Genomic DNA, 24092 nt, shown 5'->3' with positions numbered 1-24092 from the left:
AAATACGTATGAAAACCCATATTGAGGAAGGAGTCAATCATCATGGCATTTATTGATCTTATGAAAGAAAAGGCAAAACAGGATGTAATGACAATCATTCTGCCGGAGAGCAACGATAAGAGAACTCTTATTGCTGCAGCACAGGTATTAAAGGAGAAGACCGCTGACCTGATCATGATCGGAAAAGAGGAAAAGATCATGGATGGTGCTCACTGGCTGGAAGTTGACCTTACTGGTCTTAAGGTCGTAGATCCGGATACTGATCCGAAGTTTGACCACTACGCAGAGACCCTGTTCAAATTAAGAGAGAAAAAGGGTATGACTCTCGAGAAAGCACAGGAGATCTTAAAGACAGATTACATCACATACGGCGTTATGATGGTAAAAGAAAAAGACGCTGACGGACTTGTTGCAGGTGCTTGCCACGCAACAGCTGATACATTAAGACCGGCTCTTCAGATCTTAAAGACAGCTCCGGGAACAGAGCTTGTATCCGGTTTCTTCATCATGGACGTTCCGAACTGCGAGTACGGTGCAAACGGCACATTCTTATTCGCTGACTGTGGTTTAAACCAGGATCCGACATCTGCAGAGCTCGCTGCAATCGCTGACAGCTCCGCTAAGAGCTTCCGCGCACTTGTTGGTGAGAAGCCGATCGTAGCTATGCTTTCCCACTCCACAAAGGGCAGCGCAAAGCACGCTCTTGTAGACAAGGTTGTAGAGGCTACAAAGATCGCAAACGAGAAGTACCCGCAGCTTGACCTTGACGGCGAGTTACAGCTCGATGCAGCGATTGTTCCGTCCGTAGCAAAAGCAAAAGCAAAAGGAAGCGAAGTTGCAGGTCATGCTAACGTTCTTATCTTCCCGAACCTTGACTGCGGCAACATCGGTTACAAGCTGGTTCAGAGACTTGCTAAAGCAGAAGCTTACGGCCCGATGCTCCAGGGTATCGCAAGACCGGTCAACGACCTTTCCCGTGGATGCTCCGCTGAGGATATCGTTGGTGTAGTAGCTCTTACAGCTGTACAGGCTCAGATGGCTTAATCTATAATTACTTAACAACAATGGGGAACGACGCAAAATCGATCAAGAGGAAACGGCGTTCCCTTTTTGGCAACAACTGTAATATCCAGTCTTCGTTCCGGAGACCGGAAGACACAGATTCTATTTTATAATCACAAGGAGTTTTATCTGTCATGAATATTTTAGTTATCAACTGCGGAAGCTCTTCCTTAAAGTACCAGTTAATCAACTCTGATACAGAGGCAGTTCTTGCAAAAGGTCTCTGCGAGAGAATTGGTATCGAAGGAAGCCAGATCACATACCAGCCGGCAGGCGGAGAGAAGGAAGTTACCGTTTCCCCGATGCCGACACACACACAGGCGATCCAGATGGTATTAGACGCTCTCACAAACAAGAAGAGCGGCGTTATCGCAAGCCTTGCAGAGGTTGGCGCTGTTGGTCACCGTGTCGTACACGGCGGTGAGAAGTTTACTTCTTCCACAGTGATCACAGATGAGGCTATGAAAGCAATCGAAGAGTGCAACGATCTTGCACCGCTTCACAACCCGGCAAACCTGATCGGTATCCGCGCTTGCCAGGAGCTTATGCCGAACGTACCGATGGTAGCTGTATTCGATACTGCATTCCATCAGACAATGCCGGAGGAGGCTTACCTTTACGGCCTTCCGTACGAGTACTACGAGAAGTACAAAGTAAGAAGATATGGCTTCCACGGAACTTCCCACAGCTTCGTGTCCAAGAGAGCTGCTGAGGTTGCCGGAAAACCGTACGAAGATTTAAAGATCATCGTTTGCCATCTTGGTAACGGCGCAAGCCTTTCCGCTGTAAAGAACGGCAAATCCGTAGATACAAGCATGGGTCTCACTCCACTTGAGGGACTTATCATGGGAACTCGTTCCGGTGATATGGATCCGGCTATCATGGAGTTCATCGCTAAGAAAGAGAACCTCGACATCGCAGGCGTTATGAACGTTCTGAACAAAAAGTCCGGTGTTCTTGGCCTGTCCGGCGTATCCAGCGACTTCCGTGACATCGAGGAAGCAGCTGAGGCTGGCAACGACCGCGCAGCGAAAGCTCTTGCGGCGTACAACTACCGCGTTGTTAAGTACATCGGTGCTTACACAGCAGCTATGGACGGCGTAGATGTGATCGCATTCACAGCAGGTCTTGGTGAGAACGGCAAGTCCATGAGAAAAGCTGTTTGCGAGCATTTATCCTACCTTGGCATCAAGATCGACGACGAGGCTAACAGCGTAAGAGGAAAAGATATCGTAATCTCCACACCGGATTCCAAAGTTAAAGTTATGGTTATCCCGACAAACGAGGAGCTTGCGATTGCAAGAGAGACTTTAGCTCTTGTAAAATAATTCAGGGTACAGTTCAGCCGTGCGCCGGTCTCGATGAAAAGATGGGCTGCAAGCCTGCTTGCATAAGTGCTTTCTCATCTGAATCAGCATACGGTTTGATCGATTAGCAATGACGCTGACCCGTTCAGAACCCTGTGAGAGCAGGAGATGAGCGGGTTGGCTTCTGTGCTGTCTGGAGGTTTTAACGCCCTCAGGACGGCTTTGGAACTACGCTGGGGTTTCTTATCCCAGGTACGAAAATATTCGTTTCTGGTGCTCTTAATGCGCGCTCTGGCGCGGTTAAGAATTTGTCACAAGAATATGGTTTGAGCGCAGAAATGCATGAAAAATAGAGCTTTTAAAATTTAATATTTTATTAGAAAAATTGTTGACAAATTGTTCCTGTTCATATATAATATCTTAGTGCGTATTAGGAGAAACATAATATGCTGATTAATTTATCTGAAGTTTTTACTCTGGAAGGCAAAGAGAAAACCTGGGAAGTACCGTTTGAAGCGAAAGCTTACAAGGGTTCCCGAGTTGAGTATCCGGTGGTCGCTGCGAACCCGGTAAAGATCACTGTAAAAAACCTTGGAAACAGAAAGCTGAGTCTTACGGGAAATACTTCCGTGACTCTTGCGATTCCCTGTTCAAGATGTCTGGAACCGGTGAATTACACCACAGATATCGAGTTTGACCAGGAGATCGATATGAATGCTTCCGATGAGGACAGAGTGAAGGACTTGGATGAACAATCTTATTTATCTGGTTATAATCTGGATGCCGATATGCTGGTTTGCAATGAGTTATCATTGTACCTGCCTATGAAGGTCCTTTGCAAGGATGATTGCAAGGGAATCTGCAGTAGATGTGGAGCAAATCTCAACAAGGGAGATTGCGGCTGTGATACATGGGTTCCTGACCCGCGGATGGCAGCCATCCAGGATATTTTCAAACAGTTTAAGGAGGTGTAACCATGTCTATCTGTCCTAAGAATAAATCTTCCAAAGCGAGAAGAGACAGCCGCAGAGCGAACTGGAAAATGTCCGCTATGAACTTAGTAAAGTGCAGCAAGTGCGGTGCTTTAATGATGCCTCATAGAGTATGCAAGGCATGCGGCAGCTACAACAAGCGTGAAATCGTTAAAGTTGAAGACTAATTAAGAATTATGAGATCCTCCGGTGGTTTTCCACCGGGGGATTTTTTCGCCTACAGCAAGAAGTCAGATCCTGCGGTGTCTGGCTTCTTGCTTTTTGAAAAACAAATATATATTGGTGTTAAGGATGTCGATGGCGTAAAAACCACAAATCGACATCCTAAATTTATGATTCGTTTTCTGCTAAGCTATTGTTGTCGATTGGAAATATTGACAATCCTATTACCATAGACTATACTTGTTTTATAAAGAAATGCTTGAAAGCCCCAAAAATGTCAGATAATAAAGCCAATACTAAAGAGGAACAGTAAATTATTAACCGTTAAGATAAATTATAAAATCATATATGAAAGGAAAGAAACTATGAGACTTGAAAATTTGACATGGCCGAAAGCTCAGGAATATTTTGAAAAAAATGATATGGTACTTGTTTCTATCGGCAGTATTGAGTGTCACGGCCGTCACATGCCGCTTGGAACCGATACACTGATTCCGGAGCACTTGTTGGAGAAAATTGAGAAGAAGAGTGATGTTTTGATTGCTCCCACCATTCCATATGGTTCCTGCCCCAATTTTGCTCCGTATCCTGGTACAATTGATATTGACGACGAGGTACTCTATCAGTTTTGCCGTCAGGTTTTCCTGAGTCTGTATCGTCACGGCGCAAGAAAATTCGTTTTCCTGAACGGACACGGCGGAAACATCAAGATGATTCAGCGCCTTGGCATGGAATTCGAGGATAAGGGCTGTCTGGTTGCTATGCTTAACTGGTGGCTGATGGCATGGGATATGAACCCGGCGTGGAAAGGCGGCCACGGCGGTGGTGAGGAAACGGCTGCGATTCTTGGAATTGATCCGTCTTTAGTTGATAAGAGTGAGATAGGTGGTGAACTCCAGTTTAAGCATCTGTCTGAGAATCTGAAGACAACCGGTTTCCGTTCTGTTGAGTATAAGGGAGTTACCGTTGAGATTCTTCGCAAAACTCCGCATGTTACCGACAGCGGCTGGATTGGACCGGATCATCCAAGTACCGCTACAGAAGAGTGGGGCAAGGAAATGCTCGAGACCACAGCAAACTATATTGTTGATTTCATGGAAGAGTTCAAGAAAGTTAAACTTTCATAAAGAGGTGTCAGAACGGATAAGAAAGTGACGCTGGAAATTTTTTTAAAATGTGATACGAAAAGACCGCCGGTTCAGATTTCTCTGGTAACCGGCGGTCTTCCCTATGAGCAAAACAATTAAATGTAGAAGAGCAATGCATCGTATGTCGGATACGGGAGATAATCCTCCGGGATCAGGACTTCCGCATCGTTGACAGCCAGACGGATCTTTTCCATTTCGGTAAGAATCGTATCGTGGTAGTAGGTGCCGGCCTTTAAGTAGTCATCCATACCTTCGGCGGTACCGATCATATCCTTTAAGGTATCGAGCTCATCAGAGATCACATCTGCGAGCCCGGAGAGCTTTGTGATCAGCTTTTCTTCGGCCTTTGTTGTAATGCCGGGAACGAGCTCTTTTTTAGAGCTTCCTGTGCATGCAAGGTCATTCACATAGGAGAACAGGGACGGAAGGAAGTCTTTCTGAACCATCTCCTCCATAGTCTTTGCCTCGATGTGGAGAGTCTTCGCATAATCCTCAAGAAGGATCTCGTAACGGGAGAAGAGCTCCTCTTTTGTGAAGACTTCATGTTTTGTGAAGAGCTCAATGTTCTTCTCGTCGATGAAATGCGGAAGAGCCTCCGGTGTGGACTTGAAGTTCGGAAGACCGCGCTTCTCGGCTTCTGCAAGCCATTCGTCTGTGTAGCCGTTTCCGTTGAAGATGATCCGCTCATGCTTCTTAAAGGTATCTTTTAAGAGCTCATGAATTGCGGAATCGAGGTTCTCCCCGGTAAGTCCGTCCAGGACTTTGCAGAATCCGGCGAGGGACTCGGCAACGGCTGTATTTAAGATCACGTTCGGACCGGACAGGGAGAGGGAAGAGCCCGGCATACGGAACTCAAACTTATTTCCTGTGAAGGCGAACGGTGAGGTACGGTTACGGTCCGTGTTGTCTTTTGTGAAGTGCGGGAGCACCTTCGGTCCGATGGACATCTGAACAGCGCCCTTTCCTTCAAAATATGTATCAGATTTAATGGAATCGACAACAGCCTCAAGTTCTTCTCCCAAGAACATGGATACAACAGCTGGCGGTGCCTCGTTTGCGCCGAGACGATGGTCGTTTCCGGCTGTGGCAACGGAGATCCTTAACAGATCGGCGTAATCATCAACAGCCTCAACAACAGCTGCTAAGAACAGTAAGAACTGTGTGTTCTCAGCCGGTGTCTTTCCCGGATTTAACAGGTTCTCGCCGGAATCTGTGGAGAGTGCCCAGTTGTTGTGCTTACCGCTTCCGTTGATGCCCTCGAACGGTTTTTCATGGAGCAGGCACGCAAGACCATGGCGGTCAGCGACCTTCTTCATCATCTCCATAACGAGCTGGTTGTGGTCAACGGCAACATTGACGGTCTCAAAGACAGGAGCAAGCTCATGCTGTGCAGGAGCAACCTCGTTGTGTTCTGTCTTTGCCGGGATGCCGAGTTTCCAGAGCTCTTCGTTCAGGTCCTCCATAAAAGCTTCGACTCTCGGTTTGATGGAACCGAAGTAATGGTCATCCATTTCCTGTCCCTTCGGAGCCGGAGCACCAAATAAGGTACGTCTGCAGAAGATCAGATCTTTTCTCAGACGGTAGCAGTCTTTATCGACCAGGAAATATTCCTGTTCTGCACCAACGGTGGTGTTGACGCGTCTGACGTCTGTTTTTCCTAAAATGTGAAGTAAGTGGGTAGCTTCTTTGCTGACGGCTTCCATGGAACGGAGCAGCGGAGTCTTTTTATCGAGTGCCTCGCCGCTGTAAGAACAAAAGGCAGTTGGGATACAGAGTGTATGTCCCTTGATGAATGCGAAAGAGGTAGGATCCCATGCGGTATATCCGCGGGCTTCGAAGGTGGCGCGTAAGCCGCCTGACGGGAAGCTGGAAGCGTCCGGCTCACCTTTTACAAGTTCTTTTCCGGAAAATTCCATGATTGCTTCGCCAACACCGGTCGGAGAGAGGAAACTGTCATGCTTTTCAGCAGTGATGCCTGTCATCGGCTGGAACCAGTGAGTGAAGTGGGTAGCACCGTGTTCGAGCGCCCATTCTTTCATTGCGACTGCAACAGAGTTCGCGATATCCAGCTCCAGATGGGAACCGCTGTTGATCGTTTTTGTAAGGGCTTTGTAGACATCCTTCGGGAGACGTGCTTTCATTTCGGAGTCGTTGAATACAAGACTGCCATACAGTTCAGGAATACTTTTGCTCATAGATATTTCTCCTTTCAACTCCGCTGGGGAACCTCCTTGCTCCCTGTCTGCGGGAAATTATACAAAGTTTGCTGTCTGCTCCGGGGTATGGAACAGACAGTCATCATTTCGCGGATCCCAAATGGGGGTTTGTGGGGAAGATCCGTGAAATGCGAGAAGGGCGCCGGGGTGTATGTATCATGCACCCAAGCGCCCTTGCTCTTATGGTGGTATAATATACTCATTTTCCGGGATTTGTCAACACATTTTTTTAAAAATTTTTCCGATCACAGACAGCGTTCCTATTATTAAGTTTTTCTGCTTCACCAGTCTGGCGGGATACCTGATGACGCCGCAAGACCCGGATAAAGAAGAAAGTGGTCCTGTGATTCCGGATAAAAAACTTTTGAAAACTGTAAAAAAACTACTTTACAAATTCGAAAAAATGGAATATAGTAGTTCCATATTTTTTTAACGCAGCAACAAAACCTATGAGCAATTATCCCTGCGTAAAAATGAGTTTCATATGATGTGATTGATTAGACAAAGGTGTCAGAGTCTTAGTACTTCTGTCACCTTTTTTTCATGCAATGTTGCATGAGCATGAAGCAGACAGTTTTCGCACATCATAGGAAAAGTTCCCGTAACTGTGAAAAATACTGAACAGTTACAAGTTCCCCACATTCACAATATACATTTGGAGGTAAGGTATGGCAGTTAAATACGTATTCGTCACGGGAGGCGTTGTCTCCGGACTCGGCAAAGGTATTACAGCCGCATCCCTTGGACGTCTCTTGAAGGCAAGAGGGTACCAGGTCACGATGCAGAAGTTCGATCCTTATATTAATATTGATCCGGGTACCATGAATCCGATCCAGCATGGAGAGGTGTTCGTCACCGACGATGGAACAGAGACCGACCTGGACCTTGGACATTATGAGCGCTTTATCGATGAGAGCCTTGACAAAAATTCCAACGTGACCACTGGTAAGATCTACTGGACGGTTCTTCAGAAAGAACGCCACGGAGACTTCGGCGGAGGTACCGTACAGGTGATCCCCCACATCACAAATGAGATCAAGGCGAGATTTTACCGCGCGAAATCCCCGGACGAGGACCGCATCGCGATCATCGAGGTCGGCGGCACCGTCGGCGATATCGAGAGCCAGCCGTTCCTGGAGGCGATCCGCCAGTTCCGCCACGAGATCGGATATCAGAATTCCGTTCTGATCCATGTGACACTCGTTCCGTATTTAAAGGCGTCAGGAGAATTAAAGACGAAACCGACCCAGCAGAGCGTCAAGGCACTTCAGGGAATGGGAATTTCCCCGGATGTGATCGTATGCCGTACAGAGGTTCCGCTCGAGGACGGTATCGAGAGCAAGATCGCTTTATTCTGCAACGTTCCGGAAGACCATGTTCTCCAGAACCTGGATGTAGAATATTTATATGAAGCGCCGCTTGCCATGGAAAAAGAGCGCCTGGCTCATGTGGTCTGCGAATGCCTCAATCTTCCGTGTCCGGAACCGCAGCTTGGTGACTGGAAACAGATGGTCGATGCATTAAAGAATCCGACAAGCGAGGTCACGATCGCACTGGTAGGAAAATACATCCAACTGCATGACGCGTACTTGAGTGTCATGGAGGCGTTAAAGCACGGCGGGATCGCAAACCGCACAAAAGTGACGATCAAATGGGTTGATTCCGAGTTCTTAAAACCGGAAGCTCTCGACGATACATTCGCCGGTGTTGACGGCATCATCATCCCGGGCGGCTTTGGCTCCAGAGGAACCGAAGGCATGATCCTGGCTGCAAACTATGCGAGAGAGAACAAGATCCCGTTCCTCGGGATCTGTCTCGGCATGCAGATGGCCATGGTGGCATTTGCGAGAAATGTTCTCGGCTATGCGGATGCAAACAGTTCCGAGCTGGATCCGGAGACAACCCATCCGGTTGTCGATCTGATGCCGGATCAGAACGGCGTGGAGAACCTTGGCGGAACGCTTCGTCTCGGCTCCTATCCGTGTGTCCTTGATAAAAAGTCGAAAGCATATTCCCTCTACGGAACAGATATGATCAACGAGCGCCACAGACATCGTTTTGAGATCAACAATGACTACCGTGATGACTTTACATCTCACGGCATGATGCTCTCCGGACAGTCCCCGGACGGACATATCGTTGAGATGATCGAGCTCCCGGATCACCCGTTCTATGTGGGGATCCAGGCACATCCGGAATTCAAGTCAAGACCGAACCATGCACATCCGCTCTTTGCAGGTTTTGTTGAGAGTGCTGAGGAGCAGGGGGTTTTGAGACGTGCGAAAAAGCTTCTCATGAAGCGGAACCATCTTTCTGAGCCGGAGGCACACCGGTATCTTCAGAAGACCAGCATGGATACAGGAAGGACCATGGCGGAGAGCGCCCATATGGTCACAATGCTGATCCAGGAAGATTAATGGTTTGACTTTAACTGTTTATCATTAAAAAAAGTTAATGCGTTAGCCAAATTATTATCGCAGTTCCTGCATTTGTGTGGTATATTTATTCATGAAAAATATCCTAAATGCATTTACAGACAGAAAGAGAGGATTGAGACCATGTTTAAAGTCAATGAAAATTTTGCCAAACTGCCGGGCAGCTATCTGTTCGCAAATATCGCGAAGAGAGTATCCACATTCCAGGCAGAGCATCCGGAAAAGGAGATCATCCGCCTTGGTATCGGTGATGTGACTCAGCCGATCGCTCCGGCGATCATCGAGGCAATGCACAAAGCTGTCGATGAGATGGGTCATGCGGAGACCTTCCGCGGCTATGCTCCGGAGCAGGGCTATGACTTTTTAAGAAATATCATTGCAAAAGAGGATTTCCAGGAGAGAGGCTGTGACATCTCCGCAGATGAGATCTTTGTATCCGACGGTGCAAAGTGTGACTGCGGAAATATCCAGGAATTATTCTCCTTAGACAGCGTAGTCGCAGTATGCGACCCGGTATACCCGGTATACGTGGATTCCAACGTTATGGCAGGTCGCAGCGGTCTCTACAACAGCGAGACCGGACGTTTTGACAAGATCGTTTACATGCCGTGTACTGCAGACAACGGTTTCCTTCCGGAATTCCCGAAGGAGCACGTGGACCTGATCTATCTCTGCTTCCCGAACAACCCGACCGGTGAGGCGATCAAGAAGGCAGATCTCCAGGCATGGGTAGACTTTGCAAACAAGAACGGCGCTGTGATCATCTATGACGCTGCTTACGAGGCATATATCACTGAGGCTGGCATTCCGCACTCCATCTATGAGTGTGAGGGCGCAAAGACATGTGCCATCGAGCTCCGCAGCTTCTCCAAGAAAGCCGGATTTACCGGTATGCGTCTTGGTTTTGCCGTGATCCCGAAGGACTTAAAGTGCGGCGATGTGAGCTTAAATGCGATGTGGATGCGCCGTCAGGGTTCCAAGTACAACGGAACTCCGTATATCATTCAGCGTGCCGGCGAGGCAGTGTACTCTCCGGAGGGAAAAGTACAGGTTGCTGAGCAGATCGCACGCTACATGAAGAACGCAAAGACGATCTATGACGGCTTAAAGGATGCCGGATATACCGTATACGGCGGCGTAAACTCCCCGTATATCTGGTTAAAGACCCCGAATAACATGAAGTCCTGGGATTTCTTTGATTTCCTGTTAGACAATGCGGGAATCGTGGGTACTCCTGGTGCAGGTTTCGGCCCGTCTGGTGAAGGATATTTCCGGATTACTGCATTCGGAACTTATGAAAATTCTTTAAAAGCACTTGACAGAATCAAAAATCTCTGATAAAACAAGAGACATCAAAAAAATATCAAACAAAGGCGTTGAAGGAAACTCCCTTTCGAAGAACTTTACAGAGAACCGTGTGACAGCTGAGAGCGCGGAAGAGATGAGAAAGGCGGGAACGCTCCGGAGCCGGCTGCTCGATATCGGAACCGATGGTAGGACAGCACGCAAGCCGCACGTTACGCGGCCGAGTCGTTAGGATGATGGTCCGACAGCGAAAGCGGCGACTCATGAGTGGCATGAAAATGCAATGCGGGTGGTACCGCGGGAAATAAAAAGATCCCGTCCCGGAGAATGATAAGAGCAAAATTCTCCGGGGCGGGATTTTTGCTTACTCTGAAAGCCTCAATTACCCCACAAAACGAGGAGGAACCGATTATGGAGTTTGTAACAGGATTAAAAGACAGCAAAGTAAAAACTCTTGAAGAACTGGAAAGAGAAGAGTCCGTTGGTACCGAAGTTACCGCAGAAGGAATGGTACACAGCATCCGCGATATGGGAGAGATCTCCTTCGTGATCTTAAGAAGCCGGGAAGGTCTTTTACAGACCGTAGTCCAGGACGGGATCGGAAGTGAGACGCTCAAAGAGATCCGTGAAGGACAGGCGGTTCGCGTGACAGGAACCGTATTCAGGGAAGAGCGTGCACCGCACGGGATCGAGATCCACCTTGCGGACGCAGAAATCCTCTCAAAACCGGAAGAGCCGATGCCGATCGCGATCGACAAATGGAAACTTCCGACATCGCTGGAAGCGAACTTAAACCGCCGTGCCATTGCCCTCAGAAATGTCCGTGAGCGTGCAAAATTCAGGATCCAGGAAGGCATCTGCCGCGGCTTCCGTGAATTTATGACAAGCCAGGGATTCACCGAGATCCATACCCCGAAGATCGGTGCAAAATCCGCAGAGGGCGGCGCAAACCTCTTTAAGCTCCAGTATTTCCACAGACCGGCAGTTCTGGCACAGAGCCCGCAGTTCTACAAACAGATGATGGTCGGCGTTTTCGACAGAGTCTTTGAAACTGGTCCGGTGTTCCGTGCGGAGAAACACAACACAAAGAGACATTTAAACGAGTACACGAGTCTTGACTTTGAGATGGGATTCATCGACAGCTTCATGGACATCTGCAGAATGGAGACAGCGATGCTCCAGTATGTGGTAGAACTTCTGAAGAAAGATTACGCGAAAGAGATTGCACTTTTAAAGATCGAACTTCCGAACGTGGAAAAGATCCCGTATGTCCGCTTTGATGAGGCGAAGCGCCTGATCGCTGAGAAGTATGACAGACAGATCAGAAGCCCGCACGATCTGGAGCCGGAGGAAGAGGCACTGATCGGTGAGTACTTCAAAGAGGAGTACGGTGCAGATTTCGTGTTCGTTACCCATTATCCGTCAAAGAAACGTCCGTTCTACGCGATGGATGATCCGGAAAACAAAGAATTTACCCTGAGCTTTGACCTCTTATTCCGTGGCCTTGAGATCACGACGGGCGGCCAGAGGATCCACGATTATGAGACACTTTTAAAGAAGATCGAGGAGAAAGGCATGGATACAGAGGGAATGGAAGATTACCTCGACTGCTTCAAATACGGAATGCCGCCGCACGGCGGTCTCGGGATTGGACTTGAGCGTCTGACCATGAAGATGATCGGCGAGGACAACGTCCGTGAGGCGTGCCTGTTCCCGAGAGACATGACAAGATTAAAACCGTGATGGAAAAAACGCAGACCATTCAGGAAGGACGGATAATTATGGCAGAGATGATCAACGATAAGACCATGGATGAGATCGAGATCCTGGCAAAACTTCATCTGACGGATGAAGAAAAAGAGAAATCAAGAAACGATCTTCAGCAGATGCTGGACTATGTGGACATGTTAAATAAGCTGGATACCTCCGATGTGGAGCCGCTGACCCATATCTTCCCGATCAAAAATGTGTTCCGTGAGGACGTTGTCCTGGAGAGCACCCCGAGGGAAGAGCTGATGAAAAATGCACCGAAGGAAAAGGACGGACAGTTCCTTGTTCCGAAGACGATCGGTTAGGAGGAGACGGATATGAAGATACTGGAACTTTCCGCCACAGAGCTGGCAAAAAAGATAAAAGCAGGCGAGATCACTTCCGAGGAAGCCGCGAAAGCGTCCCTGGAACAGATCGCGAAGGAAGATCAGAAGATCCGCGCATACCTCACCGTGGATGAGGAGAAGGTCCTGGCACGGGCGAGAGAAGTGGATGCGGGGATCCGCGCAGGAAAATATATAGGGCCGCTTACAGGGGTCCCGATCGCAGTGAAAGACAATATCTGTACAAAGGGAATGAAGACGACATGTGCGTCAAAGATCCTGGAAAACTTCGTCCCGTTCTATGACGCAACGGCAGTCACCCGGATCACGGATGCCGGAATGGTGATCCTCGGAAAGACAAACATGGACGAGTTCGCGATGGGAAGTACGACAGAGACGTCTGCATTTCAGGTTACGAGAAACCCGTGGGATCCGGAACACGTTCCGGGCGGTTCGTCCGGTGGCTCCTGTGCGGCGGTCGCTGCGGGTGAGTGCTTTGCGGCTCTCGGCTCCGATACCGGCGGTTCGATCCGTCAGCCAAGTTCCTACTGCGGCGTCACGGGGATCAAGCCGACATACGGAACCGTCTCCCGTTTCGGTCTCGTCGCTTATGCGTCTTCTCTCGACCAGATCGGACCGGTCGGAAAGAATGCGGCCGATTGTGCAGCGCTTCTTGAGACGATCACAAGCCACGATGAGAAGGACAGCACTTCCATGGAGCGGGAGGATACGGATTTCACTTCGGCGATCGGAAAAGATGTCCGCGGCATGAAGATCGGGATCCCGAAAGAGTACCTGTCCGACGGTCTTGACGCAGATGTGCGGGAAGCGGTGGAACAGTGTGCGGCTTACCTGAAAGAATGCGGGGCGGAGGTCGAATACTTTGATCTCGGTCTCATGGAATATACGATTCCGGCCTACTATGTCATTGCGGCCGCGGAGGCAAGCTCCAACTTAGAGCGATTTGACGGCGTCAAGTACGGCTACCGGGCAAAGGACTACGAGGGACTTCATGACATGTACAAGAAATCAAGATCCGAGGGCTTCGGACCGGAGGTCAAGAGAAGGATCATGCTTGGTTCCTTCGTCTTAAGCTCCGGATATTATGACGCATATTATCTGAAAGCTCTGAAGGTGCGTGCACTGATCAAAAAAGCCTTTGATGAGGCATTTGCGAAGTATGACATCATTTTAGGACCGGCAGCTCCGACGGCGGCTCCGAAGATCGGAACCTCCCTGAGCGATCCGATGAAGATGTACCTGAGCGATATCTATACGGTTGCTGTCAACCTTGCGGGTCTTCCGGGACTCACCGTTCCATGCAGTGTAAACGAAAAAGGACTCCCGATCGGCGTCCAGCTTCTCGGCGACTGCTTCAGGGAAAAGACATTATTTGCAGCGGCATCCGCCATCGAACATGTCCGCGGTGAATGGACACTTCCGTTTGCCAGAAAGGAGACCTTATCATGAAACAGTATGAAACAGTCATCGGTCTTGAGGTCCATGTAGAACTTGCCACAAAGACAAAAATCTTCTGCGGATGCAAAACAGATTTCGGCGCTGCGCCGAATACACATGTGTGCCCGATCTGTACAGGTATGCCGGGATCTCTTCCTATATTAAATAAGCAGGTTGTGGAGTTCGCTCTCCGCGCCGGACTTGCGTTAAACTGTGAGATCAACCAGTTCTGTAAATTTGACCGGAAAAACTATTTTTACCCGGATAACCCGCAAAACTATCAGATTTCCCAGCTGTATCTGCCGATCTGCCATGACGGTTACGTGGAGCTTGAGACGGCGGCAGGAACAAAGCGGATCGGGATCCATGAGATCCACATGGAGGAGGATGCCGGAAAACTGGTCCATGATGAGTGGACCGACAGTTCCTTAGTCGATTACAACCGAAGCGGCGTGCCGTTAATTGAGATCGTGTCGGAGCCGGATATGAGAAGTGCCGACGAGGTCATCCAGTACCTGGAACATCTTCAGTCCACGATGCAGTATCTCGGTGTTTCCGACTGCCGTCTCCAGGAAGGTTCCATGCGTGCCGACGTAAACCTTTCTGTCCGCGAGGTGGGAAGTCCGGTGTTCGGAACGAGAACCGAGATGAAGAACTTAAACTCCTTCAAGGCGATCGCCCATGCCATCGAGGGAGAGCGGGAACGCCAGATCGAGCTTCTCGAGGACGGCCGTGCCGTCATTCAGGAGACGAGACGCTGGGATGACAACAAGGAATCTTCCCACGCGATGCGTTCCAAGGAAGATGCAAAGGATTACCGTTACTTCCCGGACCCGGATCTTCCGCCGATCGATATCTCCGATGCCTGGATCGCCTCGATCCGCAAGGCACAGCCGGAGTTAAAGAAGGCGAAAACGAAGAGATATCAGTCGGAGTACGGTCTGAGTGCCTATGACGCCGATATCCTGACTGCCGATAAGGCGCTTGCAGAGCTCTTTGAGAACACGATCAAAGTCGGAGCAGCTCCGAAAAAAGCGGCAAACTGGCTGACCGGGGAGACACTCCGTCTCTTAAAGGAGAAGGAGATGGAGGCATCAAAGATCGTCTTTTCCGCAGAGCATCTGGCAGCACTGATCGAACTCCTTGAAAAGAGTGTGATCAATAACCAGACTGCGAAAGAGGTGTTCGCTGCGATGTTCGAGTCCGACGTGGATCCGTCTGTCTATGTGGAGGAACACGGACTGAAGATGGAGAGCGACTCCGGTCTTCTCGAGGAGACCGTGAAAAAGATCCTGGACGCAAACCCGAAAGCGGTTGGAGAGCTGAAGGAAGGAAAAGATAAAGTCATCGGATTCCTCATGGGACAGGTCATGAAGGAGATGAAAGGAAAAGCGAACCCGGCGCAGGTGAGCGAGATGATCCGAAAACTTGTGCAGGGATAATAAAAGAAGCCATGACAGCTGGCCGGAGCTCCGGTGCAGCTGCCATGGCCCTTTTTGTTCATTCCGGAGCGGTGCAGCCGCAGCAATCCTGTTTCTTCTATATATAATGTACTTGTTGCCGGAATGTATGAGTTTTCCGGTGCTTTGCATTCTGAATCGTCAAAATTTGCAGCCGCAGCGGTATTGCAGGGGACTTCCCGTTCGGAAAAACCTGACTGCGAAAAATGTTAAAAAAGGAACATATTCTGTTCACGAAAAAAGTATTGATTTTATGAATGGTATTTAGTATATTAGTTACTATAAAAGTCCCTGAGAGCAGCCGTATCATTTTGCGGTGTTCGATGGGATGATCCGCGTATGGGGAATATTTAGAAGAACTTCCCGCCGCGGGCAGGAATTGGAGAGAAAATACATGATAAAAATTGCAGTAGACGCCATGGGCGGAGACAACGCCCCTGGAGAGATCGTAAAGGGTGCCGTTGACGCGGTCACAGAGCGGAACGACATTACGGTCTGTCTGACAGGACAGAAAGATGTCATCGAAAAAGAGCTCTCGAAATATACCTATAAAAAAGAGCAGATCGAGATCGTTGACGCCCCGGAAGTGATCGAGACGGGAGAACCGCCGGTCAATGCGATCCGTAAGAAAAAGAATTCTTCCCTTGTAGTTGGTCTGAACCTCGTGAAAAACGGCGAGGCTGACGGCTTTGTATCTGCGGGAAGCTCAGGAGCCGTCCTCGTAGGCGGCCAGGTCATCGTTGGCCGCGTCAAAGGCGTAGAGCGCCCGCCGCTCGCACCGCTGATCCCGACGGAAAAGGGAGTTTCCCTTCTGATCGACTGCGGGGCAAACGTTGACGCGAGACCGTCCCACCTGGTACAGTTCGCCCAGATGGGTTCCCTCTATATGAAATATGTGATGGGAATCGAAAATCCGAGAGTGGCGATCGTCAATATCGGTCTGGAGGAGGAGAAGGGAAATGCTCTCGTGAAAGAGACCTTCCCGCTCTTAAAAGAATGTAAAAATATCAACTTTATCGGAAGTATCGAAGCCCGTGAGATCCCGCACGGCGGCGCGGATGTGATCGTCTGCGAGGCCTTTGTCGGAAATGTGATCTTAAAGCTCTATGAGGGCGTCGGCGCAACGATGATGACAATGGTGAAGAAAGGCCTGATGAGCAATTTAAGAAGCAAGATCGGAGCTCTTCTGATCAAACCGGCGTTAAAATCCACGCTGAAGAGCTTTGATGCGAGCCAATACGGCGGCGCACCGCTCCTGGGCTTAAAGGGACTCGTTGTGAAGACTCACGGAAGCTCCAAGGCAAAAGAAGTAAAGAATTCGATTATCCAGTGCATCTCCTTCAAGGAGAATGAGATCTCGGATAAGATCCGGGAATGCCTTGCACCGGAAGAAACTGCATAGACAGGTTGAAAAACACCAATATGCGGCAGTTCACATCGCCGCATAAAATTACATCAGAAGACAACCGGCAACAGTCCGGATGCAAAAATTAAATATATGGAACGGCACAGTTTTGTGTCTCCGTAAAAAGCAAAATAAGAGAGGATGGAAATTATGGAGTTCGAAAAATTACAGCAGATCATCGCAGAGGTTCTCAACATTGATCCGGAGGAGATCACAATGAATACAACATTCGTTGACGATCTCGGCGCGGATTCTCTGGATGTATTCCAGATCATCATGGGAATCGAAGAAGAGTTTGACATCGAGATCCCGACTGAGGAAGCTGAGAAGATCGCGAGTGTCGGCGATGCTGTTGAGGCGATCAAAAACGCATTAAATTAGTAGCAGGAAAAGGTGTCTCCGCAAAGAGACACCTTCTTTGCGATACATGGCAGAAGAAAGGCAAATCGAATGAAAGAAAAACTAGAAAAACTTCAGGAAGTGATCGGCTACCGGTTCAAAGATCCGGGACTTCTGACTCACGCCCTGACACACAGTTCCTACGCGAACGAAAAACACTGGGATAAGACGCGCTGCAATGAGCGCCTGGAATTTCTGGGCGATGCCGTGCTCGAGGTGATCTCCAGCGATTTTCTGTTTCACACTTATGAGTCCATGCCGGAGGGCGAGATGACAAAACTCCGTGCCAGTCTTGTCTGTGAGCCGACGCTCGCTTACTGCGCGGAAGTGATCCCGTTAGGTGATTATCTGCTGCTCGGAAAGGGCGAGGACCTGACCGGAGGAAGAAAACGTCCGTCTGTTGTCTCCGATGCGATGGAGGCAGTGATCGGTGCGATCTATCTGGATGGTGGTCTTGCTAATGCAAAAGAGTTTATCCATAAATTCATTTTAAATGATATCGAACATAAGCAGCTCTTTTACGATAGCAAAACTATCCTGCAGGAAATGGTTCAGGCAAAGTGCAAAGAAACACTTGTCTATGAACTGATAAAGGAAGAGGGACCGGATCACAACAAGTCCTTCGAGGTGTGCGTAAAGATCGGCGATGAGGAGATCGGCAGAGGTCTGGGACGCACGAAAAAAGCGGCCGAGCAGGTTGCAGCTTACCACGGGATCTGCAGGATCAAATAAGATCGGGACCCGTGAGGACCGGAATGGTCACATTATAGAAATAGGAAAATAACGCATGTATTTAAAGAGTATCGAAGTACAGGGATTCAAATCCTTTGCAAATAAGATCGTATTTGAATTCCACAACGGAATCACCGGCATCGTTGGTCCGAACGGAAGTGGAAAGAGCAATGTTGCCGACGCGGTCCGCTGGGTGCTCGGTGAGCAGAAGGTAAAGCAGCTCAGAAGTGCGTCCATGCAGGACGTGATCTTCTCCGGCACAGAGACAAGAAAACCCCAGGGATTTGCCTATGTGGCGATCACCCTGGACAATTCCGACCACCAGCTTGCCATCGATTACGATGAAGTGACGGTCTCCAGGCGGATCTACCGCTCCGGTGAGAGTGAGTACCTCTTAAACGGAAGCGCCTGCAGGCTGAAGGATATCAATGAGCTTTTTTATGATACCGGTATCGGTAAGGAAGGCTACTCCATCATCGGGCAGGGACAGATCGATAAGATCTTAAGCGGACGCCCGGAAGACCGCAGAGAGCTTTTTGATGAGGCGGCCGGGATTGTAAAGTTTAAGCGCAGAAAGGCGATCGCCCAGAAAAAACTCGAGGATGAGAAGCAGAATCTCGTCCGCGTATCGGATATCCTGAGCGAACTTGAAAAGCAGGTGGGACCTCTTGCAAAACAGGCGGAGACGGCGAAAGAGTATTTAAGACTCCGGGAAGAGCTGAAGCGTTTCGATGTGAACCTCTTCCTCGCAGACCTGAAAGCGATCGAGGAGCAGAAACGGGAACTCGCACAGAAAGAGCACACCGTAAACGGCGATATGGAAGATTCCAAAGCCGCTGCCGAAGCTTTGAAAGAGGAATATGACCGGATCTCCGAGGCGGTCCGTCTGCTGGACGAAAAGATCACGGAAAAGCAGAATGCCGAAAATGAGGCGAAACTGTCCGCAGGAAACCTGGAAGGACAGATCGATGTCATAAAAGAGCAGATCCGCACAGAGGAACTGAATGCGGAGCACATCAAAAACAGGACGGTTGCCATCGATGAGGAGCTGGCGGCCAAAGAGAAAGAACAGGGATCGATCAGGCAGGAGAGAGAGGCTCTCGGGACCAGAATCCGGGAAGTGTCAGAACGACTTTCCGATGCGGAGAACACCGTAAATACTTCCGGCAGCCGCGTTGACAGTCTCGAACAGTCCATCGAAGAGTTAAAGAGTGCAAAGATCGAAGCACTGAATGAAAAATCAGAACTCTCTGTAAAGAAGCAGAAGGATGTCACCACGCTGGAGCAGGTCCAGGTCCGCAGATCTGAGGTAGCCCAGAAACTCTTAAAAGTAAAGAGTGATGAGGAAAACTGGGATAACCAGATCTCAGAGCAGAACGAGCGTCTGACTGCCATCGATGCGGAGATCGAAAAACTCCTCTCCCAGGCGGAATCCCTGGAGGAAGAGGTGAAGGCGGCGAACGAAGAGATCCGCCGTTTAAACAGAAACTTAAGCCACACGGAACAGGATTACCATACGGCCCACACAAAACTGGAATCCTTAAGGAACCTTGCGGAGCGTTATGATGGATATGGAAACAGCATCAAGCGTGTCATGGAAGTCAGGGACCGTGTGAGAGGGATCCACGGCGTTGTGGCTGATCTGATCGATGTTCCGAAAGAATATGAGATCGCCATCGAGACAGCGCTCGGCGGATCGATCCAGAACATCGTCACAGATTCCGAGCAGACCGCAAAAGTCCTGATCGAACACCTGAAAAAGAACAAGTTCGGTCGTGCGACCTTCCTGCCGTTATCCGCGATCTCATCCGGGGATGGATTTAAGACGCCAGGCGCGCTAAAAGAACCGGGAGCGATCGGGATCGCTGCAGATCTTGTCCGCGTGCGTCCGGAATATCAGGCACTTGCCAGATATCTCCTCGGCCGCGTCCTCGTGGTGGATCACATCGACAATGCGATCGCCATCGCGAGAAAATACCGGCACTCCATCCGGATCGTAACGCCGGAGGGCGATCTCTTAAATCCGGGCGGTTCCATGAGCGGCGGTGCCTTTAGAAACTCCAGCAATCTTCTCGGAAGAAAGAGAGAGATGGAGGAGTTGGAGGAGGCATGTAAACGCGCGCTGACGACCGTCGATAAGATCCAGGCGGAGACCGTGTTCCAGGAAGGCATATTCCAGGAAAAGAGCGGGGAGCTGGAGTCGGTAAAGAGTGCTCTCCAGGAAAAATATCTGGAAGAGAATACGACAAAGATCGCGTTAAAGCAGCTGGAAGGAAAGAAAGAAGAACTCTATGAATCCTCCGCGGACATGAACCAGGAAAACCGTCAGCTGGAAGAACAGATCCATGAACTCCGCGCAAGTCTCGCCGCGATCGCGAAAGAGATGGAGCGGCTGGAACAGGAAAACACGGAGCGGGAGACAAAGATCGGGACGGATTCCACCGCATTGGAACAGGCAAAGGCCGACCGGGATACTGCATCTGCGGCGCTCTCCGAAGTCCAGCTGGAAGCAGCAAACTTAAAGCAGCAGGATTCCTTCCTCGACCAGAACATCCATCGTCTCGAAGACGAAAAAGAGCGGCTGCTCTCCGAAAGAATGTCTCTGCATGACGGACACACGGACAGTAAGCATGAGGTGGAAAAACGTCTGGCACAGATCGAAGAACTGAAGGAAAAGATCAAAGATGCCGGAAAGGATGCGGAAACGTACCGTCAGGAGATGGCTGCTGCCCAGGAAGAAAAAGCCGCGAAAAACGAGGCACAGAAAGGCTTCTTCGAAAAGCGGGAAGCGCTCTCTGCGAGAATCTCCGATCTCGATAAGGAGCTGATCCGTCTTCAGAACCAGAACGACAAGCTTGCGGAACGCCAGGATTCCCAGGTGGACTATATGTGGAATGAATATGGTCTCACCTTCTCAACAGCGGAGCTTCTCCGGGATGAGACCCTGACGAATGCGGCGGATATGAAACGCCAGATCGCTGAACGGAAGAATGCAATCCGCGGACTCGGAAATGTCAATGTCAATGCGATCGAGGATTATAAAGAGATCTCTGAGCGTTACGAGTTCATGAAGACCCAGCATGATGACCTTGTCGCGGCACAGGATGCCCTCTATAAGATCATCGAAGAGCTGGATATCGGAATGCGAAAGCAGTTTACAGAAAAATTTGCCCTGATCCGGGCAGAGTTTGACAAGGTATTCCGGGAACTCTTCGGAGGAGGACACGGAAGTCTTGAGCTGATCGAGGACGAAGATATCCTGGAGGCGGGGATCCAGATCATCTCCCAGCCGCCGGGAAAGAAACTTCAGAACATGATGCAGATGTCCGGCGGTGAAAAGGCACTGACGGCGATCGCCCTGCTCTTTGCGATCCAGAACTTAAAACCGTCCCCGTTCTGTCTCCTTGATGAGATCGAGGCGGCGCTTGACGATTCCAACGTCGACCGCTATGCGAAATATCTGCACAAACTGACAAAACATACCCAGTTTATCGTCATCACCCACCGAAGAGGCACGATGCTTGCGGCTGACCGGCTCTACGGAATCACGATGCAGGAGAAAGGCGTATCCACGCTTGTCTCCGTAAACCTGATCGAAAACGATCTGAAATAATTGGAGGATTCATATGGAAGAGAAGAAAAAGGGCTTTTTCTCGCGCCTTGTGGAAGGTCTCACGAAGACCAGAGAAAACATTGTATCCGGAATGGATTCCATCTTTTCCGGCTTCTCCGCGATTGATGATGATTTCTACGAGGAGCTTGAAGAGACTCTGATCATGGGCGATATGGGAATCCAGACGACCATGGCGGTCATTGAAGACCTGAAAAAGACCGTAAAAGAGCAGCATATCAAAGAACCGGAGAAATGCCGGGAGGCGCTGATCGCCAGCATCCGTGCAAAGATGGATCTTGGCGAGAATGCGTATGAGTTTGAAAACAGGAAATCCGTTGTCCTCGTCATCGGTGTCAACGGAGTCGGAAAGACGACGTCCATCGGAAAGCTTGCAGACCAGTTAAAGGCAGAGGGAAAGAAGGTTGTTCTTGCGGCGGCTGATACCTTCCGTGCTGCAGCGATCGACCAGTTGGCAGAGTGGGCAAACCGTGCCGGCGTGGAGCTGATTGCCCAGAAAGAGGGATCCGATCCGGCTGCCGTGATCTACGACGCGATCTCCGCGACAAAATCGAGAAACGCAGACGTCCTGATCTGCGATACCGCGGGAAGACTCCATAATAAGAAGAACCTCATGGAGGAGTTAAAAAAGATCAACCGCATCATCGATAAGGAGTACCCGGAAGCTTACCGTGAGACACTCGTTGTTCTCGACGGAACGGCAGGACAGAACGCTCTGGTCCAGGCCCGCCAGTTCATGGAAGCTGCTGACATTACGGGCATCATCCTTACAAAGCTCGACGGGACCGCAAAAGGCGGTATCGCGGTTGCAATCCAGTCGGAACTTGGGATCCCGGTCAAATATGTCGGTGTCGGGGAGAAGATCGACGACCTTCAGAAATTTAATTCCGAAGACTTCGTAAACGCATTGTTTGCGAAACAGCCGGAATGACCGATGCATTTCAGGCAGAAAACAGCCAGATGAATGCCGGTATAGCAGACAACTATGGGAAAGACAGAAAAATGTTCCACCGATGAGATCGATCAGGAATGAATATGAAGGAGAATACAAATGGAAATGCAGGAACTTTCACTCGAAAAATTTGAAGAAGCATCTGAGATCGTAAAAAAGGTCACTCAGGAGACAAAACTGATCTACAGTGAATATTTTTCTGAGCGCTACGGGAACAAGATCTACTTTAAACCGGAAAACATGCAGCGCACCGGTGCATACAAAGTGCGCGGCGCTTATTATAAGATCAGCCAGCTCTCACCGGAAGAGCGTTCCCGCGGTCTGATCACCGCATCTGCCGGAAACCATGCCCAGGGCGTTGCCTATGCCGCAAAACTTGCCGGTGTGAAAGCAACCGTCGTTATGCCGGTGACAACACCGCTCATCAAGGTAAACCGCACAAAATCCTACGGTGCCGACGTTGTCCTCTACGGAAATGTCTTCGATGAGGCATGTGCCCATGCATACGAGCTTGCAGACGAGCACGGATATACCTTCGTTCACCCGTTCAATGATCTGGAAGTTGCGACCGGCCAGGGCAGCATTGCGATGGAGATCATCAAAGAACTCCCGACTGTGGATTACATTCTCGTTCCGGTAGGCGGAGGCGGACTCTGTACAGGCGTCTCCACACTCGCAAAACTCTTAAATCCGAAGATCAAGGTCATCGCTGTTGAGCCGACAGGAGCTGCCTGCTTAAAGGCATCCCTAGAGGCCGGAGAGGTAACCACCGTCTCCAAGATCAACACGATCGCGGACGGTACCGCTGTCCAGACGCCGGGCGACAAGCTCTTCCCGTATCTTCAGGCAAACGTGGATCAGGTCATCACAGTGGACGACTCCGAACTGACTCTTTCTTTCCTCGATATGGCAGAGAATCATAAGATGATCGTCGAGAACTCCGGTCTTTTGACCGTTGCGGCTTTAAAGCATCTTGACTTCAAAGGCAAAAAAGTCGTATCCGTTTTAAGCGGCGGAAACATGGATGTCTTAACGATGGCGACAGTTGTCCAGAACGGACTGATGCAGAGAGACCGTATCTTCACGGTAAGCGTGATGCTTCCGGATAAGCCTGGCCAGCTGGCAGCTGTTTCTGCACTGATCGCAAAAGAGCAGGGCAACGTGATCAAGCTCGAGCACAACGTATTCGCAAATGTAAACCGCGCAGCGGGTGTGGAACTTACGATCACATTAGAGTCCTTCGGAACTGAGCACAAGGATCAGATCATCAAGGCTCTGGAAACAGCGGGCTACTGCCCGGTAATCTCCAAGACTTCCGGAATTTATATGTAATGA

General features: G+C 49.7%; 18 protein-coding genes. 17 read left to right on the top strand and 1 reads right to left on the bottom strand.

Going from position 1 to position 24092, the window contains the following annotated elements; translation table 11 throughout:
• Positions 1-42 precede the first annotated feature (42 nt).
• The 5 genes from pta (at position 43) to GPK90_RS02350 (ending at position 4650) form a co-directional block, all read left to right on the top strand.
• Positions 43-1044 (top strand): phosphate acetyltransferase, encoded by a 1002-nt coding sequence (gene pta / locus GPK90_RS02370; protein WP_117470288.1) that lies wholly within the window; start codon positions 43-45, stop codon positions 1042-1044.
• Positions 1045-1196: 152 nt separating this feature from the next.
• Positions 1197-2390, top strand: coding sequence for an acetate kinase (locus tag GPK90_RS02365; RefSeq protein ID WP_015554503.1), 1194 nt, complete (start codon positions 1197-1199; stop codon positions 2388-2390).
• 425 nt (positions 2391-2815) lie between these two features.
• Entirely contained in the window at positions 2816-3343 is a 528-nt protein-coding gene (locus GPK90_RS02360; RefSeq protein WP_215702057.1) for a YceD family protein, read from the top strand.
• Between the two features lie 2 nt (positions 3344-3345).
• On the top strand, positions 3346-3528 hold the full coding sequence (gene rpmF / locus GPK90_RS02355; protein WP_015554505.1) for a 50S ribosomal protein L32: 183 nt from the start codon (positions 3346-3348) through the stop codon (positions 3526-3528).
• 360 nt (positions 3529-3888) lie between these two features.
• Complete coding sequence (locus tag GPK90_RS02350; RefSeq protein ID WP_118298013.1) at positions 3889-4650, top strand: creatininase family protein; 762 nt, start codon at positions 3889-3891, stop codon at positions 4648-4650.
• 116 nt (positions 4651-4766) lie between these two features.
• Here GPK90_RS02350 and GPK90_RS02345 read toward each other — a convergent pair whose 3' ends face one another.
• Positions 4767-6866: a glutamine synthetase III family protein gene (locus tag GPK90_RS02345; protein WP_215702056.1), complete on the bottom strand. Its 2100-nt coding sequence runs from the start codon at positions 6864-6866 to the stop codon at positions 4767-4769.
• A gap of 689 nt (positions 6867-7555) precedes the next feature.
• Between GPK90_RS02345 and pyrG the strand changes: the two genes are divergently transcribed.
• The 12 genes from pyrG to ilvA all read left to right on the top strand — a co-directional run bounded on the left by pyrG (position 7556) and on the right by ilvA (position 24089).
• Complete coding sequence (pyrG, locus tag GPK90_RS02340; protein WP_215702055.1) at positions 7556-9304, top strand: CTP synthase; 1749 nt, start codon at positions 7556-7558, stop codon at positions 9302-9304.
• A gap of 141 nt (positions 9305-9445) precedes the next feature.
• Complete coding sequence (locus tag GPK90_RS02335) at positions 9446-10660, top strand: LL-diaminopimelate aminotransferase (protein ID WP_215702054.1); 1215 nt, start codon at positions 9446-9448, stop codon at positions 10658-10660.
• Between the two features lie 378 nt (positions 10661-11038).
• Complete coding sequence (gene aspS, locus GPK90_RS02330; protein ID WP_142411584.1) at positions 11039-12370, top strand: aspartate--tRNA(Asn) ligase; 1332 nt, start codon at positions 11039-11041, stop codon at positions 12368-12370.
• Between the two features lie 38 nt (positions 12371-12408).
• Positions 12409-12702 carry an Asp-tRNA(Asn)/Glu-tRNA(Gln) amidotransferase subunit GatC gene (gene gatC, locus GPK90_RS02325; RefSeq protein ID WP_118298020.1) on the top strand — a complete coding sequence of 98 codons (294 nt, stop codon included), beginning with the start codon at positions 12409-12411 and terminating at the stop codon, positions 12700-12702.
• A 12-nt stretch (positions 12703-12714) separates the two neighbouring features.
• Positions 12715-14190 carry an Asp-tRNA(Asn)/Glu-tRNA(Gln) amidotransferase subunit GatA gene (gene gatA / locus GPK90_RS02320; RefSeq protein WP_215702053.1) on the top strand — a complete coding sequence of 492 codons (1476 nt, stop codon included), beginning with the start codon at positions 12715-12717 and terminating at the stop codon, positions 14188-14190.
• The gene (gene gatB / locus GPK90_RS02315; RefSeq protein WP_215702052.1) at positions 14187-15620 is read left to right on the top strand and encodes an Asp-tRNA(Asn)/Glu-tRNA(Gln) amidotransferase subunit GatB; all 1434 of its coding nucleotides are present in this window, start codon (positions 14187-14189) and stop codon (positions 15618-15620) included. Before gatA ends, gatB begins: the two co-directional genes overlap by 4 nt.
• 412 nt (positions 15621-16032) lie before the next feature.
• Positions 16033-17040 carry a phosphate acyltransferase PlsX gene (plsX, locus tag GPK90_RS02310; protein ID WP_118298022.1) on the top strand — a complete coding sequence of 336 codons (1008 nt, stop codon included), beginning with the start codon at positions 16033-16035 and terminating at the stop codon, positions 17038-17040.
• Between the two features lie 153 nt (positions 17041-17193).
• Positions 17194-17424: an acyl carrier protein gene (gene acpP, locus GPK90_RS02305; protein ID WP_015554516.1), complete on the top strand. Its 231-nt coding sequence runs from the start codon at positions 17194-17196 to the stop codon at positions 17422-17424.
• A gap of 69 nt (positions 17425-17493) precedes the next feature.
• Positions 17494-18174, top strand: coding sequence for a ribonuclease III (gene rnc, locus GPK90_RS02300; protein ID WP_215702051.1), 681 nt, complete (start codon positions 17494-17496; stop codon positions 18172-18174).
• Positions 18175-18229: 55 nt separating this feature from the next.
• Entirely contained in the window at positions 18230-21787 is a 3558-nt protein-coding gene (gene smc, locus GPK90_RS02295; RefSeq protein WP_215702050.1) for a chromosome segregation protein SMC, read from the top strand.
• A 13-nt stretch (positions 21788-21800) separates the two neighbouring features.
• Positions 21801-22736 carry a signal recognition particle-docking protein FtsY gene (gene ftsY / locus GPK90_RS02290; protein ID WP_215702049.1) on the top strand — a complete coding sequence of 312 codons (936 nt, stop codon included), beginning with the start codon at positions 21801-21803 and terminating at the stop codon, positions 22734-22736.
• Positions 22737-22856: 120 nt separating this feature from the next.
• On the top strand, positions 22857-24089 hold the full coding sequence (gene ilvA, locus GPK90_RS02285) for a threonine ammonia-lyase (protein WP_486463591.1): 1233 nt from the start codon (positions 22857-22859) through the stop codon (positions 24087-24089).
• Positions 24090-24092: the final 3 nt, after the last annotated feature.

It is taken from the genome of Clostridium sp. MCC344 (genome assembly GCF_018785365.1).
Lineage (GTDB): Bacteria > Bacillota > Clostridia > Lachnospirales > Lachnospiraceae > Pilosibacter.
The sequence above is the reverse complement of the archived record's forward strand: the minus strand, read 5'-3'. Positions and strand labels throughout refer to the sequence as shown.